Raw genomic sequence first — 21,257 nt, forward strand, 5'->3', positions numbered from 1 at the left:
GGGCCTTCCTTGCTATCGGCACCTCGCGGAGAGGGTCAAGTTGCCTCCCCGAGCTACGTTTTTGCTCCGAATCAACACACGATCCGTGCCGGCGCGCTAGTCCGACGCGTCCGTATCTGAGTCGTCGCCGTTTTCAACGACCAGCTCGTCCCCCTCGCCAACCGTACCGAGTGTCAGGCCCGTCAACGCCGAGACATGCTTATGCAGGTGATCGGCCCGAATCTCAAGGAACAGCTGATAATCATCTTTCAGAGCTGCGTTTAACGCCGCCTCGGGGACAAGATTGGCGGCAAGGCGTGTCACTACCGCAGCTCGGCCAGACTGCTCGATTAGCCTTCCTAGATACTCGCTTGGGGCGGAATCACGTATCGAGATGTTGCTCGCAGACGTGAGGAGAATGATGTTGCCAACTACGTTCGCACTGGTGGCGTCGACTCCATTTCGTTGGAGGTAGGCCTTCGGAAAAAAGTGGTGATATTCCTTGTCATTTGACCAAGCCAAGGATTTGTCGACGCTGATCTTTTGCCCATTGAGCAGGTCGACAGGACCGTGATCAGCCAATAGAAGGCCCAGCATCTTGGAGACCGCACTATTGGACCTGAAGGGACGCATCCTCCAGAGAGCTGATGACGGAACGACGCCTCCCTCCCCGAGAGTGGGTTGCTTCCCAGCCACGAACTCACGGATCTGCTTAGTGTCCTGCGTCATTTGCCCGCTATCCCACCCGCCGAAGTAACCGGAGAGGGTCGTCAGCCAGAACCATCGCTTGATTTCCGACAGTTGGCTGTCGGTTGGCGTTGGCAGGAGTCGAAAAACTTCACAAAGCACGGCGAACTGGTTGGCGTACGGCAACGCCTCCGCCCTGGGTGCGCCGATCTCGGTGGTGAGAAAGTCCGCCGCTCGTAGTGAAGCCTGCTTCATGGAGTCGGCTGCCTCTTGCAGCTCCTTCTTGCTCAGCTCTCGCAGGCCATCGATGCTCGCCGCTGAGAAGTCACCCCCAGACGCTGCCCCAAGCGTTCGCAGAAAAGTCTTATTATCTAGGCCGTCAAACTTCTTCGGCTCCAAGTTCGCTTTGATATCATCTACTGTCTTACCAAGGTCAAAGTCAGGACTCCAAGTGGCCGCACGCATGAGGTCATATATGGTGAGCCGCGTCCCGGTTGAGTTGATTCGTTCGAAGACGGGCGCCACATCGTCAATCGTCATATCTCCCAGAGTGACCAATGGGACTTGATATTGTAGAAAACGCACGAACAACAGATCGGCTCGTGCCTTCAGTTCGGCATCCTCGACCGGTGCCAAGAACTTGTAGAATTCTGGCGCATTGCTCAGGCGTCGCAACGGGATCTGATGTGAGGGGTAGTCGTTGATGATGTCGGAGTGTTGGAAGCGCCCCGTCCGCAAATCAAAGATCACATTCCACACACTTTTGGCGCTATTTGGCTGGTCTCCCTCGCCCTTTGCCTCAGCAGGCTTCCAGTAGATTGCGCCACATACCGCGGACAGACGCTGCTGCCCGTCCAGCAGGTAGTTGACTGGGTAGCTTTCGCTACGCTCCGCCACGTCCAGGTCCGCAATGGTTCGCTTACTTTCGAGCCGCTGGCTCGACTCCCAGACAAGCAGACTCCCGATTGGATAGTTCTTGTAGATTGAGTCCATTAGTTCCAAGATTTGCTTACGTTTCCACACGAAGGGCCGCTGAAACTCCGGGAGCACGATGTCTCCGATCAGCACCCTGTTCGCGAGCTGCAAAATCCGCTCGGGCGTAGGCTTCGGGTCACGTGCGGTCTCTGAAGTGGTGGCCATGACGCTGAGGCTACTAAGTTCCTCCCGGTTCGACACCCCGAGACCGGCGGACGTCCTGTGGTTAGCCGAGGTCCGACCAGGGAGAGGTGCAGGACATGGAAATCTTGCTGGACTTGAACAAGCCGCGCGGTCGAACCGCGCCAGGGCCGCGCAGGGTGGTTGAGCTAGTTGCACACGAGTGCAGGATCAGCTTCACGGCCAGCCGAATCGACCTCGGTGTCACCGGCATACGGTTGGCGGCGTAGTGGGGCCGGCACGGCTGCCAGCCTGAACCGACCAGGGTTTGCGGCGATTGCCTCCACCAGTTCGGTGTCGGCATAGGAGGTCGCGATCTACATGGGCGGCCCGGGTGTCGTGCTCCTGTGCCAGAGTGGTGCTATGCCAGGCTCGAGCACGGGTTCGATGGGTGAGCGCATCGCGGCTTACCGCCGTCGTCGCGGGATCAGCCAGGCCGCCTTGGCGGGCTTGGTCGGCAGATCTGAGTCATGGCTGAGTCAGGTCGAGCGCGGCGTCCGGTCGGTGGATCGGCTATCTGTTCTCCTCGACATGTCGCGCATCCTCCACGTCGACGTTGAGGCACTGATCGGTCGACCGTGGGACCTCGCTCCCAACGGTGGCGCTCAGGAGGACGAGCTGGTCGGCATCCGACGGTTCTTCGGTCGTTACGACGAGCTCGCCGGGGTGGCTTCGGACCCGCTGCCACCGAAGGACCTACGGACTCGCATCGCCCGAGCGCACACCCGCTATCAGGCAGCGGAGTACCGGGGCCTGGTGGAGGATCTCCCGGATTTACTGGGCCACGTGGATGTCACCCGCTTCAACGGCCGGGACAGTAACCGTCGAGAGACGCTCTTGGCCTACGTGTACGCCTACGTCGCAGGAGCGAAGCTGTTGACTAAGCTAGGTGTTCCGGACCTGGCGATGCTCGCCGCGGACCGATGCGCCGCGGCATCGATGGAGGCAGACTCCCTCGCCGCGCGAGGTCTGGCCGCCTACCAGGTCGCCTGCGCCCTCCTGCGAGCCGACCGCACTGACGACGCCGAGCATCTTGCTGTCACCATGGCGGCCCAAGTCGATCGCGAGGCTCGCTCGGATGACCCGGCCTCGTTGTCCGTGGCCGGCGCTCTGTGGCTCATCAGTGCGGTGATTGCGGCGCGCCGGACGGAGCGGACGGAGGCGTTGGAGAGGCTCGATCGTGCCGAGCGGCTCGCCCAACTGCTGGGCGAGGACGGCAACCATCTGTGGACCGCGTTCGGGCCGACCAACGTCGCGCTCCACCGGGTAGCTGTAGCAACGGAACTGGGGGACTCAGGCGAGGCTCTGCGCGCGGCGATGGAGATCGACGTGACCAACTTCCCGGCAGGGTTGAAGAGCCGTAAGGCTCAACTCCACCTGGATCTTGCGTGGGCGCAAGCTCAGCGCAAGCGTGACGCCGAGGCCACCTTGCACCTGTTGGAGGCGGAGCAGGTGGCCCCTCAGGTGGTGCACTACAACGTTTCTGTCCGGGAGCTGATCAGAGAAATGCTCGCGCGGTCGGGCCGCTCGCAGACGTCGGCGCTCGACAAGCTAGCCGTCCGTGCCAGTGTTCTGGTGTGACCACCCCTCCTTCGACCCGGGTCCTGACGCTGCTTACCTGCGCGGCGCCCTTGGCTGAGCGGGCAGCGGACATTGCAGGGGCGTTCACGTCGGCGGGCTGGAGGGTTTGTGTTGTCACGACTCCGTCTGCGTCGGCCTGGGTCGATGCGGAGGCCATCGAGGCTCTAACTGGTCACGCACCGAGGTCGATGCAGCGATCGCCCGCGAACCCGAGCCAGGACGCGTTCTCTGGGTCAGCGGTGATCGTTGCTCCCCTGACGTTCAACACCCTGAACAAGTGGGCCCTCGGCATCGCCGACAACTACGCCCTCGGCATCCTCTGCGAAGCCGTCGCGCTCGGGCGTCCCGTGGTCGCGGTCCCCATGATCGGGCGACGGTTCTGGGGTCATCCCGCCACCGCAACAAGCATGGCGTTGTTGCTCGGGTGCGGGGTCACCATGGTCGACCTGGCAGGCGGTAGGGGCACGATCAGCCCTCTGGAGTCAGGGTCGGGACCGTCGCTGGCAGCGGCCTTTGACCCCACGACCCTGCTGGCGCGGTTCGCGTAGCCGAACCCTCCAACCGCACAAAGATGCGGGTAGGACAGAAGTCGCAGGTACTCGGCCTCGACTCCCCCACGCTTCTCCGGTCAGAGACAGAGCCCCCTTGGGGCCACTTGATCAGGAGGCAAGCGATGGCGTCGTACGCGGTGGATGGCCGGCAGCAGGGGATGCGGTCGACGGGGATCGTCAACGAGGTCAAGGAGTGGGTGGACGGCCCGGAGGGGCGGCGTCGCCCGTCGGAGCTGCAGGCCCGGGACGAGGACACGGGGATGCCGCTTTGGGAGGTCGAGGTCCTGTACAAGCAGACCTCGTTCGGGCGGGTTGCGAGCACCACGGGCCTGGTGCGGGTCGGGTCGCCGGTGCGGCCGGTGCTGGGCGAGTTCGCCACGGTCGCGTTCGAGGGGCTGGTGGTCGAGGTTCGGCTGACGAAGGCCGGCGGCCTCTCGGAGTCGTGGCGCGCCGAGGGTGTCGCGGACACCGCCTCGGCGGACGTCCCGGCGGTCGCCAGCGCGTCGGGCTCGTCGGGCTCGTCGGGTTCGTCGGGCTCGTCGGGCTCGTCGGGGTCGTCGGGCTCGGCGTCGGGGTCCGGTGGGTCGGGTAAGGCGGCGGCGTGATGGTCGGCTCCGTCGACCTGGACGGGTGGGCCCGCTCGCTGGTGGTCACAACCGACGACGACGCGATCGGCGTGGTCGAGGAGCTGCGGTTCCGGGTCTCGATGATCGAGTCGACGGCGGCCCGCTTGCAGACGAAGCTGTCGGACTGCCCCGGTGACATCGGGACCGCCCTGAGTCGGGTGATGTCGCTGCTCGAGGACGCCGAGGGTGAGCTGATCGAGGTCCGCGCCGGGTTCGCCCGCCACGAACGAGGCAACCGATGATCACCCCGGCCAGCACCACGACCCCCGCACCCGCCTCGTCGGCGATCGATGTCCCGGCGCCGGGATGGCCGACGCTCGCCCGGCAGGTGCTGGCCCGGTGCTGGCGTCTCCTCGCTGTGGCGTGGCGGTCGGTGACCCGGTCTGTGCGGCTGCTGGCGCGGGTGCACCTTGCCCTCGTGCTGGTGGTGCTGGTCGGTTGGTACCAGCACCGGACCTCGTGGGTGCTCGCTGGAGGCTCGGTCGCCGTGGTGCTGCTCGCCTGGCCCGGTGTGCACCGGCTGTCGTGGACTGCGGTGGTCGAGCGGTGGCACACGATCTGGTGGTACTACCGGTACTGGGAGGTCACCTGCGGACGGGTCTCCCTGTCCGTCTATCGCAGCAGCGCCGACCAGCACCTCGCCCGACGACGACGAGGACTGGCCCGACTCCTCCCCGCGTCGTTGCCCTGGTCGGGGCGGGCCACGAGGTCCAGCAAGGCTTCCTCGGCGCGGATGCTGCCGTCGTCGGTCACCGTGGTCCCGCGGCTGCAGTCGGTGAAGGTCCGCGGGCCGGTGGTGGTGCTGCGGGTGCGGCTTGTCGCCGGCCTGACCCTGCTCGACGTCGAGCGGTCCGCACCCCGGCTGGCGGTCGCCCTCGACGTGCCCCGGGTCCTCGTTGACCCTGACGGGCACAACGGCGCCCGGCTCACGCTGACGACGTCGGACATGCTCGCGCAGCCCTTCCCGACGACCCTGCCCGACCAGGAGTCGACGCCTAGCCTTGTGCCGCAGCTGGTGCCCGGGTCGGTGGTGGTCGGGCGGGTCGAGGACGGCACCGACTGGCACGTCCCGCTCGGCCCCTCGACCTTGGTCGCGGGTGCGGCCGGTGCGGGGAAGGGGTCGGTGCTGTGGGGTGTCGTCCTCGGCCTCGGACCGTGGGTGCGGACCGGGCTGATCCGGTTGCACGGGATCGACCTCAAAGGCGGGATGGAGCTCCTCCTGGGCCGGGGCATGTTCTCCACGATGGCCACGACCCCGGACGAGGCGGTCGCCCTGTTGGAGGACCTCGCCGGGCAGTGCGTCACCCGCACCCATTTCCTGGCGGGGCGGGTCCGGACCCACACCCCAACCGTGACCGAGCCGCTGCACCTGCTCGTCATCGATGAGCTGGCCGCGGTCACCGCGTACCTCGGGGACCGGCAGCTGCGGGACCGGGCCGACCGGGCCCTGTCGCTGCTGCTGTCGCAGGGGCGGGCGCCACGGTTCGTGGTCTGGGCGTTCCTGCAGGACCCCCGCAAGGACGTCGTCCCCCAACGAGGACTGTTCCAGCTGACCATCGGACTGCGGCTGCGGGACACGTCCGAGGTCGCGATGATCTTCGGCGACGGCGCCCTGGTCGGCCTCGCCCCCTGCCACCGGATCACCCGCCAGGCCCCCGGCACCGGGTACGTCCTGCCCGAGGGCGGCGGGAACCCCGTGCGGGTCCGGGCCGGATACACCGACGACGACACCATCCGCGACGCCGCCTGGCTCTACGGCGCACCGGGCGGTGGTGGCCGGGTGGGATGGTCTCCCACCGTGGCCACTGCCTCTGGTGGCTCGGCCAGTGGGGGAACTGGTCTGCGGGGATCGTCGCCGGCTGCGCCTGCCGCGGCGACCACCGAGACGGCCGAGACCACCGAGATCCCGGTTCAGTCCTCGGGGCGTGACACCAGCAGCGACACCGTCCCCCTGGGTGAACCGGTCCCGCCGTTGCCCGGGCCGCAGCCCAGTCGGCCACGTCCACCTCGCAAGCCGCGGTCTCCGCGCCGGAGCACGCGGGTGCTTCCGACCGAGGCCGGGGCAGAAGACGTCGCGCTGGACGAGAACGTGAGTCGGCCTGCAGCCACTGGTGCGGGGGTGGCGTGATGACCCCGGCCCAGGACGAGGGGTGGTCTCCCGCCTATGGGGTGCGGGTGCCGATTGACTTCACGGGGGGACCGTCGCGGGCGGACCTCGACCACGGGGACTGGCGCGGCGACGCGGAGTGCGCCCGGGAGGATGACCGGTGGTGGTTCGCTGGCCCGGCCACCGCCGAGTATCGGATGGCGGTGACGGTCTGCGGGGAATGCCCCGTCCGGCGGCAGTGCCTGGCCGTTGCGCTGGTTTACGAGGAGGAGTTCGGGATCTGGGCTGGGACCGGCGCCCGCCGACGGAACACGCTCGTTGCGCAGCTGCGTGATGGGACCCCACTTGGGGAAGTGCTTGACCGTGTCCTTGACCATGGACACCATCGCGCCCCGGTGCAGACGAAGTCGGGCAAGCCATCCTCAGCTCGTCGACCGGGCTCGTTCGCTTTCCCCGACTTCGGGGGGAGTGCCGCGTGAGCTTGCTGCCGATGCTGCGTTCTCAGGCCGACGCCCGTGGCCGGCTCGGAGAGGGCTTCGACGTCGGGTCTGACGCTGCTCGGGTGGCGGCGGAGTCGGCTGGGGTGTGTGTGCGCCCGCACGTCAAGACCGTCACGGACGTCACCACCGGCGCGACCACCGCCGTCCCCATCCCCTGCGGGTCGACCCGCGAAGCGGTCTGCGCACCCTGTGCGACGAAGGCGAAGCGGCTTCGGATGCATCAGTGCCGCGAGGGCTGGCACCGCGCCACCGACCCCGACCTCGCGGACGACAACCCGGACGGTGCCGACGAGGCCGACGAGCCGGCGGCTGACAAAGAGCAGCTCGAGGACGGGGCCGACGACGAGGCTCCCGGAGCTGCCGGCGCTCGGCGGGTGCGCTCGACCCGGCGCCTCGACGGGTTCCCGGACCTGCCCACGATTACGATGAACCAGCGCACCACCGGCCGGACCTTCACCGACGAGGCGACCGGGAAGCATTATCAGCCGTCGATGTTCGTCACCCTCACCCTGCCCTCGTACGGGCGGATCATCCCCGGCACCGGGGTCCCGGCCGACCCGACGAGCTACGACTACCGGCGGGCTGCGCTGGATGCGATCCTGTGGCCGCGGCTGCTCGACCGGTTCTGGCAGAACCTGCGCCGATGCGCCGGCTACAAGGTCCAGTACTTCTCCGCCATCGAAGCCCAACGACGGCTGGCCCCGCATCTGCACGCCGCGGTTCGCGGCACGATCCCGCGGGCCACGATCAAGGCCGTCACCCGGGCGACGTACCACGCGGCGTGGTGGCCGGCGCTCGACACGATCGCCTACCCCGTGCTCGGTGGGCCTGGCACCGATGCGGTGCCGCTCTGGGTGCCCGAGCTGGAGGCGTACGTCGACCCCGACACCCTGACTCCGCTCCCGACCTGGGAGCAGGCGTGCGACGAGGTCGAGGACCCCGCTCACGTCGTCCGGTTCGGAAGTCAGGTCGACATCAAGGGCCTGCTCGGGGGCACCCCCGACTCCGATCGGACCGTGCGATACCTGTGCAAGTACCTGACCAAGAACATCGCGGACACCTACATCGGCCAGCACCCCGCCGACCACGCGGACGGCGACGACACGGGCGAGAGTGGCCGCGGCGGTTGGGTCGCTGCCGCGTATGAGCGGCACATCGACCGCCTCCACGCGGAGGTGCAACTGCTGCCCTGCGGGCCTGCGTGCGGCAACTGGCTGCGCTACGGCGTGCAACCCGCCGAGGCCGGCCCCGGTCTCGCCCCCGGCCGGTGCCAGTCCCCGACGCACGACAGGGAGAACCTAGGCCTCGGCGGACGGCGGGTCCTGGTCTCGCGGCAGTGGTCGGGCAAGACCCTGACCGAGCACCGCGCCGATCGCCGCGCCGTCGTCACCGCCGTCCTCACCGCGGCCGGGATCGACCCCGGCGACGCCGACCAGATGGCCGCCGACCGCACCCTGCTCGACGGCTCCCCCCGCTACGTGTGGGGGGACGTCGAACCCGGGGACGTCGACTACGTCGCGGTCATCGCCGCGTCACTGCGCCAGGCGAACCGGTGGCGACAGCAGTACGAGGAGGCGAAGGCGGCGGCGGAAGGGCGGGCTTCTCCGGCGGCGGTGCCGTTGGCGGGCTGACGCGGCCCGACGGTCTGGGCGGAGGGGATACGCGTTCGGCAATGTCGTCGAGCGCAGCGAGGTAGGCGAGAGGGCAGCAACGAGGGAGAGGTGCAGGGCATGGAGATCTTGCTGGACTTGAACGAGGCCGCCAAGCGGCTTGGGGTGGGGCCGAAGTTTCCCCGCCGGTTGGTGGCTGAGCGGCGCATCCGGTTTGTGAAGGTGGGCCGCTTCGTGCGGATCCCGGAATCGGCCATCGAGGAGTTCGTGGCGGCTGGGACCGTCGAGCCGATCGTGCGCGTCGCTCGGGGTCGGGTCCCGTGAATCGAGGGGCTGGCGCCGCGAGGCGGAAGCGGGACTTCGGGTCGGTGCGCAAGCTGCCGTCGGGGAGGTGGCAGGGGCGCTACCTCGGTGCTGACGGTCTGCGGCGGACGGCCCCGATGACGTTCCGCACCAAGGCTGACGCTCTGGCCTGGTTGGCCGTGAAGCAATCGGAGCTGCTGCGTGGTGAGTGGCTCGACCCCGACCTGGGGCGGATCACGGTGGACGAGTACGTGACACGGTGGATCGTCGAGCACCGGTTGAGCCCTCGTACCCGCGATCTCTACGAGGGGCTGAACCGGCTGCACATCAGGCCGTACCTCGGCGCGGTCCCGCTGGGGGTGATGTCGACGGAAAAGGTGCGCGCCTGGCGTTCCGAGCTGCTCCGGACGGGACGCTCCGAGGGTGTGGTAGCCAAGTCGTACCGGCTGCTGCGTGCCGCGATGAACACCGCCGTCGACGACGGGCGGATCGGCCGGAACCCATGCCGGCTCAAGGGCGCCGACGCTGCGCACTCAGCCGAACGCCCGGTGGCGTCGGTGGCACAGGTGTTCGCCCTGGCCGACGCCATTGGTCCTCAGTACCGGGCGTTCGTGCTGACGGCGGCGCTGACCAGTCTGCGGTGGGGCGAGCTGATCGCGCTGCGGCGCATGGACCTCGACCTGGTCACCGGCGTGGCCTACGTGCACCGGAGTCTCATCGAGACCGGTGGGCGGCTGGCTGTCGGCCCACCGAAGAACAACAGCGTCCGCACGGTGACACTGCCCAGGGTGCTCGTCGACGAGCTGTCGCTGCACCTCGCAGCTCGAGTGCCGGCGGGCGCTGAGTCGCTGGTCTTCACCGGCGAGAGGGGCGCGACCCCGCGGCGCGGGAACTGGCGGGCCAACGTCGGCTGGGTCGACGCCGTCGCCGAGGCCGGCATCCCGGCGGGCTTCCACTTCCACGACCTGAGGCACACCGGGAACCACCTCGTCGCCCAGGCCGGGGCCTCGACCCGCGAGCTGATGCAGCGGATGGGGCACTCCACGATGCGAGCGGCACTGATCTACCAGCACGCCACCGAGGCACGATCCCAAGCCCTGGCCGAGCGGCTGAATGCCCTCGTCGTGGCCGAGCAGGACGGCCGGTCGCAGCGATGAACGCGCCGACCATTGGGCACGTAGTGGGCACGCGGCCAAGGATCCCCAGCAAGGGGAGTGAGGCGGGCCGACACTGGCAGGCCTGTGACCTGCGCTTTCGCGTGTGGAGCGGGCGACGAGAATCGAACTCGCGTGTCCAGCTTGGGAAGCTGGCGCTCTACCATTGAGCTACGCCCGCACTGCCATCCGTCTCCGGGTGACGCGTGAGGCAGCATAACCGATCTGCCGCGAGCCGACCGCAGGCGGTGGGGACGACGGCATACGGGACGGGCGGTGTGGGCGGGACCGCGGGCCGATAGCCTGCGCAGGTGCTGCTCTCCGACAGGGACATCCGCGCCGAGGTCGAGGCCGGGCGCGTCCGACTGGACCCGTGGGACCCCGAGATGGTCCAGCCGTCGAGCGTCGACGTGCGGCTCGACAAGTACTTCCGGCTCTTCGACAACCACAAGTACCCCTACATCGACCCCGCCGAGGAGCAGCCCGACCTCACCCGGCTGGTCGAGGTCGCGAGCGACGAGCCCTTCATCCTGCACCCCGGCGAGTTCGTGCTCGGGTCGATCCTCGAGACCGTCACCCTGCCCGACGACGTCGCCGCGCGCGTCGAGGGCAAGTCGAGCCTGGGACGCCTGGGGCTGCTGACGCACGCGACGGCCGGCTTCGTCGACCCCGGCTTCAGCGGGCACGTGACCCTCGAGCTGTCCAACGTCGCGACCCTGCCGATCAAGCTGTGGCCGGGGATGAAGGTGGGCCAGCTGTGCTTCTTCCGCCTGTCCAGCCCGGTCGAGCACGCCTACGGCAGCGCGAAGCACGGGTCGCACTACCAGGGCCAGCGCGGACCGACGGCGAGCCGGTCCTACGAGAACTTCCACCGCACGCAGGTCTGACCGCCTGAGGCTGGTCACCGCGCACGCGGTGGGGCAGACTGGACGAAACGGGAGCGAGGTGTCGTTCCCGGACATCAGGTGAGGACCTCCGTCCTCACCCCGGCCGGTCTCGGAGGCTGTATGCGACTGCGCACCGCGACCGACGTCGGTGACCTGGTGCGTGATGCCCGCCGCGCGATGGGGCTGACCCAGGGCGAGCTCGCCCGCCAGGCCGGGGTGACCAGCCGCTGGCTCTCGGGTCTCGAGGACGGCAAGGACCGCGTCGACCTCGGGCCGGCCCTGCGGGTGCTCGACCTCCTCGGGGTCTCGCTCGAGGCGACGACGCAGGTGCGTGCCTGCGGCGAACCCGCCCGCGTCGACCTCGACGCGCTCATCCGGTCGCACCTGCCGGTGGAGCCGTGGCAGCACCCCCCGGCGTAGGCCCGCGAGGTGGATGAGGCCCATCGAACCTCTACTGGGATCTGACTGGTAACGTCTTCCCATGGAAGCGACGATGGACTCCGTTGGTCGGGTGGTGGTGCCCAAAGCCATGCGCGATGCCCTGGGCCTGCTCCCCGGGTCGAAGGTCGACATCTCGGTCTACGGCGCCGGCCTCCAGCTCGTCCCGGCCGGCCGGACGGCCCGGATCGTCGCGGACTCCGGGGTCCTGGTGGTGGCCGCCGTGACGCCGATCGACGATGACATCGTCTTCGGGCTCATCGACTCCGGCCGTCGGTGACCCTGCTCGCCCTCGACACCAGCGTCGCCATCCCCCTGCTGGTCCGTAGTCACACGGAGCACCTCGCGGTGGCTCGGTGGTGGGCCGGGCGAGACGTCGTCCTGAGCGGGCACGCGGCAGTCGAGACCTATTCGGTGCTGACGCGCCTTCCCGGAGACGCCCGGGTGTCCGCGGTCGACGCTGCGCGCTTGATGTCGAGCAGGTTCGGGCCACCACTGGTGCTCGACCCAGCGGATCAGGTCGATCTGCCTCACGAGCTGGCGCGAGCAGGCATCGTCGGCGGTGCGGCCTACGACGCAGTGGTTGCCCTCGCCGCCATGCGCCACGGTGCGGTCCTGGCGACGCGAGACGGCCGGGCTCGCCTGACCTACGAGGCGATCGGGGTCAGGCACGAGGTCGTCGGCTGAGACCCGTGCGACCCTGGCGTCAGTAGGCGCTGACTCCCCGCACCCGGTGCCCCACGGCGACCGACTCTCCCGACACGGCTCCCGCCGCCCGTGACGCCAGGAACACCACGACCGCCGCGACCTGCTCGGGCGTCGACTCCCCGGGCGCCCCGACCGCGACCTCGGTCGCCGCGCCGTCCCGGACGACTCCCGGGTGCACGACGTTGACCGTCACCCCGGTGCCCGCGCACTCGTCGGCGAGCCCCTTGCTGAGGATCGCCACTGCGCCGTTGCGCACCGCCCCGGTGATCGAGCCCGTCAGGAAGGCGTTCTGCCCACTGACGTTGACGACCCGGCCGAAGCCCGCCCCCCGCATCCCGGGAAGCACGGCGTTGGCACACCTCAGGTAGCCCATCGCCTTGGCCTCGAAGGCCTGCGCCACCTGCTGCGGGTCGCTGTTGCGCGCCGGGTCGAGGGTGCGTGCCGACGGCGCAGCCGCGTTGACCAGCACCCCGATCGCCCCGTGACGGGCGACGATCTCGTCCACACCACGGCGGATGGAGTCGTCGTCGCCCGAGTCGAGCACCATCGTCTCGACGGACCCGCCGATCGCCTCTGCGGCGGCCGCCAGCGTCTGCGGGGTGCGCCCCGCGAGCACCACCGTCGCGCCCTCCGCCTGCAGTGCGCGGCCGACGGCGCGGCCGATCAGCCCGCCACCCCCGACGACGAGGGCGACGACACCGTCCAGTCCAAGATCCATGCCCCGACCGTATGCCGTCACTGCCACACGGGTCAGGGGTGGTCGCGCGCCCAGAGCGCCGCGCTGGTGCGGTCGGCGACGCCGATCTCGCGGAAGACCCGGCCCAGGTGGGCCTTCACCGTGCGCTCGCTGATGCCGAGCTTGCGCCCGATCTGCTTGTTGGCCAGGCCTTCTGCGACGTGCGCGAGCACCTCGCGCTCCCGACTCGACAGCCCGTCGCCCGGCCGGGGTGCCCCCGAGGTGGGCAGCAGCACCCGCGCGATCCGCGGGTCCAGGGGCACGTGACCGGCGGCCGCGGAGCGGACCGCCGCGAGCAGCTCTGCGGGCTCGCAGTCCTTCAGCAGGTAGCCGATCGCGCCGGCCGCGAGCGCATCGGTGACGCGCTCGCGGTCCGAGAAGGAGGTCAGCACCACGACGCGCGTCTCCGGCGAGGCGAGCAGCACCTCGCGGGTGGCCTGGACCCCGTCCATCACCGGCATCGAGAGGTCCATCAGCACCACGTCGGGCGTCAGCTGCGCGGCGAGCTCGACGGCCGCGCGCCCGTCGGCCGCCTGCCCGACGACGTGCAGGTCGTCGGCGGCCTCGACGAGCGTGGCCAGGCCGGTGCGCACCATCTGGTGGTCGTCGACGAGCAGGACGGTGGTGGCGCCGGTCATGAGGATCCCTCGGGCAGGACGAGACGCCAGTGGGTGCCGGCGCCGGGCGCGGAGGCCACCTCGAGGTGGGCCCCCGCGTCGGTGGTGAGGTCGCGGAGCACGCGCAGCCCGAAGTGGCCGTGCTCCGGCTGCGTGAGTCGGGCGCTGTCGAAGCCGGGCCCGTCGTCGAGCACGTCGAGGACCACGCGCCCCTGACCGTCGCGGTGCAGCGCCACCGTGGCGGTGCAGGGGGCCGCGTGCTTCGCCGCGTTGCGCAGGCACTCCTGGGCGACCCGGAAGAGCAGCCGCTCCTCGTCGGGCGCCAGCGACGCCGCGGTGTCGGCATCGAGGTCGAGCCGGGCGTCGACCCCCTTGGCGGCGACCCCCTGTGCGAGGTCGGAGAGGGCGGCGCCGACCCCGGCGTCGGCGAGGCTCGGCGGGTAGATGTCGACGAGCAGGGTGCGCAGGACCCGTATGGTGCCGCGCACCGTGCCGGCCAGCTGGTCGAGCTCGACCCCGAGGGGCTCGCGCCCCTGCGTCCGGGCGTGCAGGGCTGCGCCCGAGACCGCGTACGACGTGGCGACGAGGTCCTGCACCGGGCCTTCGTGCAGGGTCGCCGCGATCCGGCGACGCTCGTCGGCCGACGCGTCGACGGCGTGCTGGAGCAGCTGCTCGCGCTGGGTCTGGGCGGCGGACAGGCGCTTGGTGAGGCTCCACACGAGGGGGGTGAGCAGCACGAGCAGCAGCAGCAGGGCCGAGAAGATGACGCCGAGGAAGCCGCGGGTCAGCTGCGAGGCGCGGTCCTCGACCGGGCCGTAGGGCGCGTAGATCTCGAAGAGCACCTCGCGTCCCGTGCTGGTCCACACCGGACGGTAGACCTCGAGGAGCCGGCCGCCGGTCTCGAACTCGTTTTCCTTCTGGGTCAGGTCGGAGACGTTGGCGCGCGTCGCCGGGTGCGCGAGCGCCGCCTTCTGCTCGGGGTCGAGCTCGAAGACACGGCCGACGAGCAGCGGCTCGTCGGCGTAGATGACGGTGCCCGTGGGGCTCCAGAGCTTGACCCTGGCGATGTCCGGGCCGAGCATCCGCTCCCGGACCAGCGTGTCGAAGGCCGCGAGCGCCGCGGGCTGACCGCTCGCGAGGTCGTCGGTCAGCACCGGCTGGACGAGGGTCGTCGCGAGCAGGTCGGTCATCCGGCCCGCGTCGTTGACCGCCTCGCGCTCGGCCAGTCGGCCCGCCGCGAGGGTGCCGAGCACGGCGACGGACGCGAGCACGGCGACGACCCCCGCGACCAGCTGGAGGAGGACCCGGCGAGCCGAGACCGTGCCGTCCCCGCCCTCGCGCAGGGAGGGCCGTGACACCGTCACCCACTGCGGCGGGCCGCTGTCGGCCGGCGTCTCCTGCGGCTGGGGGAGCACCGGGAGCGGACGCGTGGCCTTCGCCGCCGGGTCCGGTGGGGGTTCCGACGGCGGGGCCACGTGCCGGGGGGCGCTCGTCACGAGTGGTCGGACCCGCTGTGGTCGGACCGGCCGGAGCGGTCGTCGACCGAGGAGCTGGGCGCGGACGTTGACGAGCTGCCGCGCAGCCCACCGCGGTCGTCGCCGACCCGCGTGGTGGCTGACGAGGTCGGCTGGTCGTCGGAGGTGCCCGGCGGGCGCTCGCCGCCGCGGTCGTCACCCGGCTCGGCCGACTCCAGCGTGCGTGAGGGGGAGGGGGTGGCGGCGGCCGTGCGGGAGGGGGCCGGGGTGCTCGTCGGGGAGGGCGACTCGTCGTCGACGACCTGGGCGCTGGTGGGCACCCGCACGGGGATGTCGCCGGAGAAGGAGGCGTTGCCGAGTAGCCCGACGACGGCTGGTGAGAGCGCGACGAGCAGGGCAGCGGTGGACAGGGCGAGACGTTTCATCAGGGGTTCCTTAGGCGATTGTCACCCATGGCCCGGCCCGGCGGGGCTTGATGCTCCGACCGGGCGGGGGACGGGAGGTGGAGTGGAGGGTCCGGGCCCCGAGGGGCCTCGACGGTGGGTCGGGTCAGCGCAGGGTGAGTGCGCCGCGGCAGGTCTCGCCGGTGGCGGCGTTGGTCGCGACAGCGACGACCCTGTCGGCGCCGGCCCGGTTGGGGGTGAGCTTGCGAGCCGTGAAGGAGCCGGAGGGGCCCACGGTGACGGCGGTGCCGGCGAAGACCGAGGCTCCGTTGTCCTGGAGGCTGACGGCCCAGGTCTGGCCGACGACGTTGGAGTCGACCTCGAGCTCGATCTGGACCTTGGCGTTGTCGGGCTTCGCCTTGAGCTTCCAGGTGCTGCTCGCCGAGCAGCTGCCGCTGGTGCGGACGTCGTGGCCGCCCTTGGCGTTGGCGGCCGCCGTGCCCGAGGCGACGAGGGCGATGGTGACGGCGCCGGCGCCGACGAGGCGCAGGGCGGTGGTGGCAGTGGACATGTCGCGCTCCGGGGGGACGTGGTGGGCCGGTCGGTCCGGCTCCGATGTCTCTACCGTCGCGGCAGGAGGGGGCGGCCCACCATCGGGCGATGGTCGTAGTACCTCCCGGGTGGGGCGGCTCGCGGCTCGGGCCGACGCCTACGATGTTCCTCGTGCCGACCCCCACCGCCGACGTGCGCTGGGAGGCCCAGCCGTCCGTCCCGACGGCCGTGGTGCTCGTGCTGCACGGGGGGCAGGAGGAGAGCACCCGGCGCAACGCCTGGTGGGCCGTGCCGGTCTGGTGGATGGTGCCCTTCGCGCGCACCGTACGACGTGCCGGCGACGGCACCTTCGCCGTCGCGCGGGTGCGCTACGCCGTGCGCGGCTGGAACGGCGTGGCGCAGAGCCCGCTGACCGACGTGCGGGTGATCCTCGAGGACGCGGCTGCGCGCTACCCCGGTGTGCCGGTTGCCCTGGTGGGGCACTCGATGGGTGGTCGCGTCGCCCTGCGCCTGATGGGTGACGAGCGGGTGTCGAGCGTCGTGGCCCTGGCCCCGTGGGTGGCCAAGGCCGACGTCGAGGCCGAGCTGCACGAGGCACACCCAGAGCTGAGGCTGCTGATCGTCCACGGCCTGTCCGACACCGTCACGTCACCGCGAGCGAGCGGCGCGGTCGTGCGCCGGCTGCAGGCCGACGGGGTCGCCGCGAGCTTCGTCGGGCTGGCCCGCGCCAAGCACTCGATGATCCGCCGGCGGCGGCTGTGGGACCGGCTGCTCACCGCCCACCTGCGGGCGACGCTGCTCGGTGAGCCCCTCGACCCCGCGCTGTCGGTGAGCGAGCGCGCTGCTCTCGCGGCGGGCACGGTCGCTCACCTCTGAGGCACGCCCTGCGAGCGGCCGTGTCCCCCAACGCTTCTCAGGCCGGTTCGTCAAGCCCGTCCACCACCGTCAGCGCGGCCGTGAGGTCGGGCCCGGGGTCGTGGTCGCTCTCGTCGACCACGATGCCCTCACACGCGTCGAGCACCTGGCGGAGCGGTCCCCGCAGGGTCACCCGGCGCAGCCGCACCGCGTGCACCGCGGTGAGCAGCTCCCACGCCAGGAGGTGCCGGTAGTCGTCGGCGACCGCGGTGAGCCGGCCCGCAGCGGCGCTCGAGTGGCTGGCGTCGTCCTCCACCGCCGCCGAGAGGTAGGCGGTGCCGAGGCTGCTGGGGGCGGCCGCCACACCGCGCAGGCGCTCGACGCCCGCGGCGGCGGCATACTCCGCGATGAGCAGGCCGGAGGCCCCGGCGTCGACCCCGGCGAGGAAGCGGGGCAACCCCGCGCCGGGGTCGGTGAGCAGGTGCGAGATGCGCGGCAGCCCCGAGGCGGCCGACCGCGCGAGGGCGAGCAGCGTCGCGTCGACCGCGAGCGTGAGGTAGGCCGTGTGGAAGCCCCCGTGGTGCGCCACCGTCGGCGGGTCGGTCGTCGCATCGACGGCCGGGTTCTCCGACCCGGCGTTGGCGAGGGTCTCGACGACGCTCCGCAGCACGGCCAGCTGGTCGAGCAGCGGCCCGTGCACCTGGGGGTATGTGCGCAGCCCGAAGAAGTCCTGCAGCTGCGTCGCCGGCACCACCGGGTCAGGGCCGAGCAGGCCGGTGACCGTCTGCGCGGTGCGGGCCGCCCCGACGAAGGGCGTGACCCGCCCCACCACCGCGCCCAGGGCCTCGACGTTGCCCGCCAGGGCGACGTGCGAGAGGGCGTAGACCGTCATCGCCCGGCGCGACAGCCGCTCGAGCTCGAGGCAGCCGAGCGCCGCCCGCCCGAGGGTGAAGGCGTTGCTCGACATCAGCGGCAGGGCGTCGTGGTCGTGCAGCCGGGACAGCCGGGCGAGGTTCGGCGTGGCCCGCACCTGCCCGTCGGCGCGGGGCCGCTCGCCGAGCAGGGTCAGCCCGACCTCGGCCAGCGCGGTGAGGTCGCCGGTGCCGACGGCCCCCACCGAGTGCACCACGGCCTGGCCTCCGGACTCCTCGGCGAGCAGCCCGACGAGCGCGTCCACGAGGCCGGTCGAGGCGCCGGAGGCTCCGACGAGCAGCTGGTTGACCCGCACGACGAGTCCGGCCCGCACCACGCGCTCGTCGTACGTCGTGCCCCACCCGCCCGCGTGGCTGCGCAACAGTCCCAGCCCGGGCCGCTGGTCGCGGCCGGCCGCGCGGATGACCTGGGTGGGTGGGAGCGGGCGGTCGCGGTTGGCGCCGACCCCGGTGGTGCGCCCGTAGACCTCCCGGGTCAGGGCGACCCGGGCCACGGCCGCCGCCGCCTTCTCGACCCGCTCACGACCGGCTGGGGCGACCTCGACGTCGCCGCCGTCGGCGACGGCAGCCACGTCCTCGAGGGTCAGGTGGGCGCCATCGAGCAGGATCACGGCACGTTTCCTCCAGCCTTGAGCGGGTATGGCGGTGTTCGGTGACGAGGAGCACGACACTGCCGCGGTTGAGGCCAGCAGGAGCATGTGGCAGGCTCGACGACTGCGTCAAGGCATATCGTGCCCCGCTCCCCGCCCGTCTCACCCGCTGCCCGTAGTCAGACCCTTCTGCACCCGACCGCAAGGATGAGACGGATGATCGAGTTCGACTCCGTGACCAAGACCTATCCCGACGGCACGGTGGCGGTGGGCGAGCTCTCGCTCGTGGCCCCGTCAGGGCAGATCACCGTCCTGGTCGGGCCCTCCGGCTGCGGCAAGACGACCTCGCTGCGCATGATCAACCGGATGATCGACCAGAGCAGCGGCCGCATCCTCGTCGACGGCCAGGACACCACGTCGGTCGACCCGGCCGTGCTACGTCGCGGCATCGGCTACGTCATCCAGCACGCCGGTCTCTTCCCGCACCGCACGATCGTCGACAACATCGCCACCGTGCCCCTGCTGCTGGGGTGGGACCGGCGCAAGGCCCGCGACCGCGCCCTCGAGCTGATGGAGCGCGTCGGTCTCGACCACTCGATGGCCAAGCGCTACCCCACGCAGCTGTCCGGTGGGCAGCAGCAGCGCGTCGGCGTCGCGCGCGCGCTCGCGGCCGACCCGCCCGTGATGCTGATGGACGAGCCCTTCTCGGCGGTCGACCCGGTCGTGCGCGAGCAGCTGCAGGACGAGTTCCTGCGCCTGCAGGGCGATCTCGGCAAGACGATCGTCTTCGTCACCCACGACATCGACGAGGCGATCAAGCTCGGCGACCAGGTGGCGGTGCTGCGCGTCGGCGGCCACCTGGCCCAGATCGCCGCCCCGCGAGACCTGCTCAAGGAGCCGACAGACGACTTCGTCGCCGACTTCGTCGGGCGCGACCGCGGCTACCGGTCGCTCAGCTTCCGCACCGGCACGCTGCCGATCCGACCAGAGCCCAGCATCCCCCTCGGTATGCCGGGGGAGCAGCTGCGCGCCTCGACCCAGGCCCCGTGGGTGCTCGTCGTCGACGAGCAGGACCGCCCGGTGGGGTGGGTCGAGCCGTCGAAGGTCACCGACGTGGTCCGCCAGGAGTCGATCCACCGCGGCGGCACCGTGGCGGCCGTCGACGGCTCGCTGCGCGCCGCCCTCGATGCGGCGCTGTCGTCCCCGTCCGGTCGCGGGGTCGTCGTCGGCGCCGACGGGGTCCTGCTCGGTACTGTCCTCCCGCAGGAGGTCGTGACCGCGATCGGCGAGTCGCCCACCCACGCGTCGGCCGCCAGCACCGGCAGCACCGGCAGCAGCGGCAGCACCGCGCAGGACGATCCATGAGCTACTTCACCTCGCACCTGAGTGACATCGCGACCCTGCTCGGGCGCCACCTCTACCTCGCGGTGCTCCCGCTGCTCATCGGGCTGCTCATCGCGCTCCCGCTCGGCTGGCTGGCCCGAAGGTACTCCTGGCTCTACCCGCCGCTCATCATCGGGACCGGCCTGCTCTACACCCTGCCCTCGCTCGCGCTCTTCATCCTGCTGCCCGGGCTGCTCGGCACGCAGATCCTCGATCCGTTCAACGTGCTCGTCGCGATGACGGTCTACACCGTGGCCCTGCTCGTGCGCACCGTGGCCGACGGGCTCGGGGCGGTCCCCGTCGAGGTGCAGATGTCGGCGACCGCGATGGGGTACAAGCCACTGGCCCGGCTCGTGCGGGTCGAGCTGCCGCTGGCCGTGCCCGTCATCGCCGCCGGCTTGCGGGTGGCCGCCGTCAGCAACGTCAGCATCGTCAGCGTCGCCGCGATCATCGGTGTCTCGCAGCTGGGGTCGCTCTTCACCGACGGCTTCAACCGCAACTTCCTCGACCCCATCGTCATCGGCATCGTCGCCTGCGTGGTCCTCGCGCTCGTGCTCGACCTCACCATCGTCGGGCTCACCCGGGTGCTCACCCCGTGGCAGCGGCTGCGGGTGGCGTCGTGATCGGCGACGTCCTCGGGTGGCTCACCGACCCGGCCCATGCCGCCGACATCGGTCGCCGGCTGCTCGAGCACCTGGAGTACACCCTCGTGGCCGTGCTGGTGGCGGCGATCATCGCCGTGCCGCTCGGGCTGTGGATCGGGCACACCGGCCGGGGCAAGGTCCTCGTCGTGACGCTGGCCGGCGCGGCCCGGGCCATCCCGACCCTGGGGCTGCTCTACTTCGTCGTGCTCTTCCTCGGCCCCCGGCTGAGCGGTGACCTCGCGTTCTACCTGCCCAACGAGCTCGTGCTCGTCATTCTGGCCGTCCCGCCCATCCTGTCGGGCGTCTACGCCGGCATCGACGAGGTCGACCCCGCTGCGCGCGACGCGGCCAAGGGGATGGGGATGCGGGGCCTCGAGGTGCTGCGCAAGGTCGAGGTGCCGGTCGCCCTGCCCCTGATGCTCTCGGGGCTGCGGTCCGCCTTCCTCCAGGTCATCGCCACGGCGACGATCGCGGCGACCGCTGCCCTCGGCGGTCTCGGCCGCTTCCTCATCGACGGGCTCGCCGTGCGCGACTACACCCAGATGGCCTCGGGCGCCCTGCTCGTCGCGCTGCTGGCCATCGTCGTCGACCTCGTGCTCGCCACCGTCCAGCGACTCGTCGTCTCGCCCGGGGTCAGCGGCCGGGTCGACCGCCGCGCCGGCCGGGGCCGCGGGGGATCACCCGAGACCGCCGACCCCGCCGAGGCCGCGGTCTCGACCCACCGACCTGCCCTGCCCACCTCGGCCTGACCGCCCTCCGACGTCACGTGCACCACGTGACCTCCGCCAGAAGAGAGAATGTTTC

23 protein-coding genes and 1 tRNA gene are annotated in these 21,257 nt (G+C 70.8%); 16 read left to right on the forward strand and 8 right to left on the reverse strand.

Going from position 1 to position 21,257, the window contains the following annotated elements; all coding sequences use genetic code 11:
* Positions 1-96: 96 nt before the first annotated feature.
* On the reverse strand, positions 97-1,806 hold the full coding sequence (locus V3N99_12340) for a DUF262 domain-containing protein (GenBank protein ID MEO3937533.1): 1,710 nt from the start codon (positions 1,804-1,806) through the stop codon (positions 97-99).
* Positions 1,807-2,208: 402 nt separating this feature from the next.
* Here V3N99_12340 and V3N99_12345 point away from each other — a divergent pair, with 402 nt between their 5' ends.
* From V3N99_12345 to V3N99_12380, 8 genes are all read left to right on the forward strand, one after another.
* Positions 2,209-3,402, forward strand: a complete 1,194-nt coding sequence (locus V3N99_12345) for a helix-turn-helix transcriptional regulator (protein ID MEO3937534.1) — start codon at positions 2,209-2,211, stop codon at positions 3,400-3,402.
* Positions 3,399-3,950 (forward strand): flavoprotein, encoded by a 552-nt coding sequence (locus tag V3N99_12350; protein ID MEO3937535.1) that lies wholly within the window; start codon positions 3,399-3,401, stop codon positions 3,948-3,950. The genes V3N99_12345 and V3N99_12350 overlap by 4 nt, the downstream gene beginning before the upstream one ends.
* 125 nt (positions 3,951-4,075) lie before the next feature.
* Positions 4,076-4,558: a hypothetical protein gene (locus V3N99_12355; GenBank protein ID MEO3937536.1), complete on the forward strand. Its 483-nt coding sequence runs from the start codon at positions 4,076-4,078 to the stop codon at positions 4,556-4,558.
* Positions 4,555-4,821 (forward strand): hypothetical protein, encoded by a 267-nt coding sequence (locus V3N99_12360; GenBank protein ID MEO3937537.1) that lies wholly within the window; start codon positions 4,555-4,557, stop codon positions 4,819-4,821. The genes V3N99_12355 and V3N99_12360 overlap by 4 nt, the downstream gene beginning before the upstream one ends.
* On the forward strand, positions 4,818-6,707 hold the full coding sequence (locus tag V3N99_12365; protein MEO3937538.1) for a hypothetical protein: 1,890 nt from the start codon (positions 4,818-4,820) through the stop codon (positions 6,705-6,707). Before V3N99_12360 ends, V3N99_12365 begins: the two co-directional genes overlap by 4 nt.
* 469 nt (positions 6,708-7,176) lie before the next feature.
* Positions 7,177-8,817, forward strand: coding sequence for a replication initiator (locus tag V3N99_12370; GenBank protein MEO3937539.1), 1,641 nt, complete (start codon positions 7,177-7,179; stop codon positions 8,815-8,817).
* 99 nt (positions 8,818-8,916) lie between these two features.
* The gene (locus tag V3N99_12375) at positions 8,917-9,120 is read left to right on the forward strand and encodes a helix-turn-helix domain-containing protein (protein MEO3937540.1); all 204 of its coding nucleotides are present in this window, start codon (positions 8,917-8,919) and stop codon (positions 9,118-9,120) included.
* Between the two features lie 44 nt (positions 9,121-9,164).
* Positions 9,165-10,256: a tyrosine-type recombinase/integrase gene (locus tag V3N99_12380; protein ID MEO3937541.1), complete on the forward strand. Its 1,092-nt coding sequence runs from the start codon at positions 9,165-9,167 to the stop codon at positions 10,254-10,256.
* Positions 10,257-10,360: 104 nt separating this feature from the next.
* On the opposite strand, the gene V3N99_12385 is transcribed toward V3N99_12380, so the two are convergent.
* Positions 10,361-10,434: transfer RNA gene (locus V3N99_12385), tRNA-Gly, on the reverse strand.
* Positions 10,435-10,564: 130 nt separating this feature from the next.
* On the opposite strand from V3N99_12385, the gene dcd reads away from it, so the two are divergent.
* From dcd to V3N99_12405, 4 genes are all read left to right on the forward strand, one after another.
* Positions 10,565-11,140 (forward strand): dCTP deaminase, encoded by a 576-nt coding sequence (gene dcd / locus V3N99_12390; protein ID MEO3937542.1) that lies wholly within the window; start codon positions 10,565-10,567, stop codon positions 11,138-11,140.
* Positions 11,141-11,260: 120 nt separating this feature from the next.
* Entirely contained in the window at positions 11,261-11,560 is a 300-nt protein-coding gene (locus V3N99_12395; GenBank protein MEO3937543.1) for a helix-turn-helix domain-containing protein, read from the forward strand.
* A gap of 61 nt (positions 11,561-11,621) precedes the next feature.
* Positions 11,622-11,858: an AbrB/MazE/SpoVT family DNA-binding domain-containing protein gene (locus V3N99_12400; GenBank protein MEO3937544.1), complete on the forward strand. Its 237-nt coding sequence runs from the start codon at positions 11,622-11,624 to the stop codon at positions 11,856-11,858.
* On the forward strand, positions 11,855-12,265 hold the full coding sequence (locus V3N99_12405) for a type II toxin-antitoxin system VapC family toxin (GenBank protein ID MEO3937545.1): 411 nt from the start codon (positions 11,855-11,857) through the stop codon (positions 12,263-12,265). The genes V3N99_12400 and V3N99_12405 overlap by 4 nt, the downstream gene beginning before the upstream one ends.
* A gap of 19 nt (positions 12,266-12,284) precedes the next feature.
* Here V3N99_12405 and V3N99_12410 read toward each other — a convergent pair whose 3' ends face one another.
* The 5 genes from V3N99_12410 to V3N99_12430 all read right to left on the reverse strand — a co-directional run bounded on the left by V3N99_12410 (position 12,285) and on the right by V3N99_12430 (position 16,068).
* On the reverse strand, positions 12,285-13,004 hold the full coding sequence (locus V3N99_12410; protein MEO3937546.1) for an SDR family oxidoreductase: 720 nt from the start codon (positions 13,002-13,004) through the stop codon (positions 12,285-12,287).
* A 32-nt stretch (positions 13,005-13,036) separates the two neighbouring features.
* Positions 13,037-13,660 carry a response regulator transcription factor gene (locus V3N99_12415; protein ID MEO3937547.1) on the reverse strand — a complete coding sequence of 208 codons (624 nt, stop codon included), beginning with the start codon at positions 13,658-13,660 and terminating at the stop codon, positions 13,037-13,039.
* Positions 13,657-15,135 (reverse strand): ATP-binding protein, encoded by a 1,479-nt coding sequence (locus V3N99_12420; GenBank protein ID MEO3937548.1) that lies wholly within the window; start codon positions 15,133-15,135, stop codon positions 13,657-13,659. The genes V3N99_12415 and V3N99_12420 overlap by 4 nt, the downstream gene beginning before the upstream one ends.
* A complete protein-coding gene (locus tag V3N99_12425) occupies positions 15,132-15,539 on the reverse strand; it encodes a hypothetical protein (GenBank protein MEO3937549.1) in 408 nt (135 codons plus the stop codon). The genes V3N99_12420 and V3N99_12425 overlap by 4 nt, the downstream gene beginning before the upstream one ends.
* Before the next feature lie 124 nt (positions 15,540-15,663).
* Entirely contained in the window at positions 15,664-16,068 is a 405-nt protein-coding gene (locus V3N99_12430; GenBank protein MEO3937550.1) for a hypothetical protein, read from the reverse strand.
* A 152-nt stretch (positions 16,069-16,220) separates the two neighbouring features.
* On the opposite strand from V3N99_12430, the gene V3N99_12435 reads away from it, so the two are divergent.
* Positions 16,221-16,925: an alpha/beta fold hydrolase gene (locus tag V3N99_12435; protein MEO3937551.1), complete on the forward strand. Its 705-nt coding sequence runs from the start codon at positions 16,221-16,223 to the stop codon at positions 16,923-16,925.
* Between the two features lie 37 nt (positions 16,926-16,962).
* Here the strand turns inward: V3N99_12435 and V3N99_12440 are convergent, their stop codons facing one another.
* Positions 16,963-18,447 (reverse strand): aromatic amino acid ammonia-lyase, encoded by a 1,485-nt coding sequence (locus V3N99_12440; GenBank protein ID MEO3937552.1) that lies wholly within the window; start codon positions 18,445-18,447, stop codon positions 16,963-16,965.
* A 195-nt stretch (positions 18,448-18,642) separates the two neighbouring features.
* Here V3N99_12440 and V3N99_12445 point away from each other — a divergent pair, with 195 nt between their 5' ends.
* From V3N99_12445 to V3N99_12455, 3 genes are read left to right on the forward strand one after another with little or no spacing between them, the layout of a single operon-like run.
* Positions 18,643-19,791, forward strand: a complete 1,149-nt coding sequence (locus V3N99_12445; GenBank protein MEO3937553.1) for an ABC transporter ATP-binding protein — start codon at positions 18,643-18,645, stop codon at positions 19,789-19,791.
* The gene (locus tag V3N99_12450; protein MEO3937554.1) at positions 19,788-20,432 is read left to right on the forward strand and encodes an ABC transporter permease; all 645 of its coding nucleotides are present in this window, start codon (positions 19,788-19,790) and stop codon (positions 20,430-20,432) included. Before V3N99_12445 ends, V3N99_12450 begins: the two co-directional genes overlap by 4 nt.
* Positions 20,429-21,202, forward strand: a complete 774-nt coding sequence (locus V3N99_12455) for an ABC transporter permease (protein ID MEO3937555.1) — start codon at positions 20,429-20,431, stop codon at positions 21,200-21,202. Before V3N99_12450 ends, V3N99_12455 begins: the two co-directional genes overlap by 4 nt.
* Positions 21,203-21,257: the final 55 nt, after the last annotated feature.

The organism is Dermatophilaceae bacterium Soc4.6 (genome assembly GCA_039889245.1).
In the GTDB taxonomy this organism is placed as follows: domain Bacteria; phylum Actinomycetota; class Actinomycetes; order Actinomycetales; family Dermatophilaceae; genus Lapillicoccus.

Bases quoted from the DNA above. Each gene is read 5' to 3' on its own strand.
- V3N99_12340 (MEO3937533.1), bottom strand. From the start codon at position 1,806: ATGGCCACCACTTCAGAGACCGCACGTGACCCGAAGCCTACGCCCGAG.
- V3N99_12345 (MEO3937534.1), top strand. From the start codon at position 2,209: ATGGGTGAGCGCATCGCGGCTTACCGCCGTCGTCGCGGGATCAGCCAG.
- V3N99_12355 (MEO3937536.1), top strand. From the start codon at position 4,076: ATGGCGTCGTACGCGGTGGATGGCCGGCAGCAGGGGATGCGGTCGACG.
- V3N99_12365 (MEO3937538.1), top strand. From the start codon at position 4,818: ATGATCACCCCGGCCAGCACCACGACCCCCGCACCCGCCTCGTCGGCG.
- V3N99_12370 (MEO3937539.1), top strand. From the start codon at position 7,177: ATGCTGCGTTCTCAGGCCGACGCCCGTGGCCGGCTCGGAGAGGGCTTC.
- V3N99_12375 (MEO3937540.1), top strand. From the start codon at position 8,917: ATGGAGATCTTGCTGGACTTGAACGAGGCCGCCAAGCGGCTTGGGGTG.
- V3N99_12395 (MEO3937543.1), top strand. From the start codon at position 11,261: ATGCGACTGCGCACCGCGACCGACGTCGGTGACCTGGTGCGTGATGCC.
- V3N99_12400 (MEO3937544.1), top strand. From the start codon at position 11,622: ATGGAAGCGACGATGGACTCCGTTGGTCGGGTGGTGGTGCCCAAAGCC.
- V3N99_12410 (MEO3937546.1), bottom strand. From the start codon at position 13,004: ATGGATCTTGGACTGGACGGTGTCGTCGCCCTCGTCGTCGGGGGTGGC.
- V3N99_12415 (MEO3937547.1), bottom strand. From the start codon at position 13,660: ATGACCGGCGCCACCACCGTCCTGCTCGTCGACGACCACCAGATGGTG.
- V3N99_12425 (MEO3937549.1), bottom strand. From the start codon at position 15,539: ATGAAACGTCTCGCCCTGTCCACCGCTGCCCTGCTCGTCGCGCTCTCA.
- V3N99_12430 (MEO3937550.1), bottom strand. From the start codon at position 16,068: ATGTCCACTGCCACCACCGCCCTGCGCCTCGTCGGCGCCGGCGCCGTC.
- V3N99_12445 (MEO3937553.1), top strand. From the start codon at position 18,643: ATGATCGAGTTCGACTCCGTGACCAAGACCTATCCCGACGGCACGGTG.
- V3N99_12450 (MEO3937554.1), top strand. From the start codon at position 19,788: ATGAGCTACTTCACCTCGCACCTGAGTGACATCGCGACCCTGCTCGGG.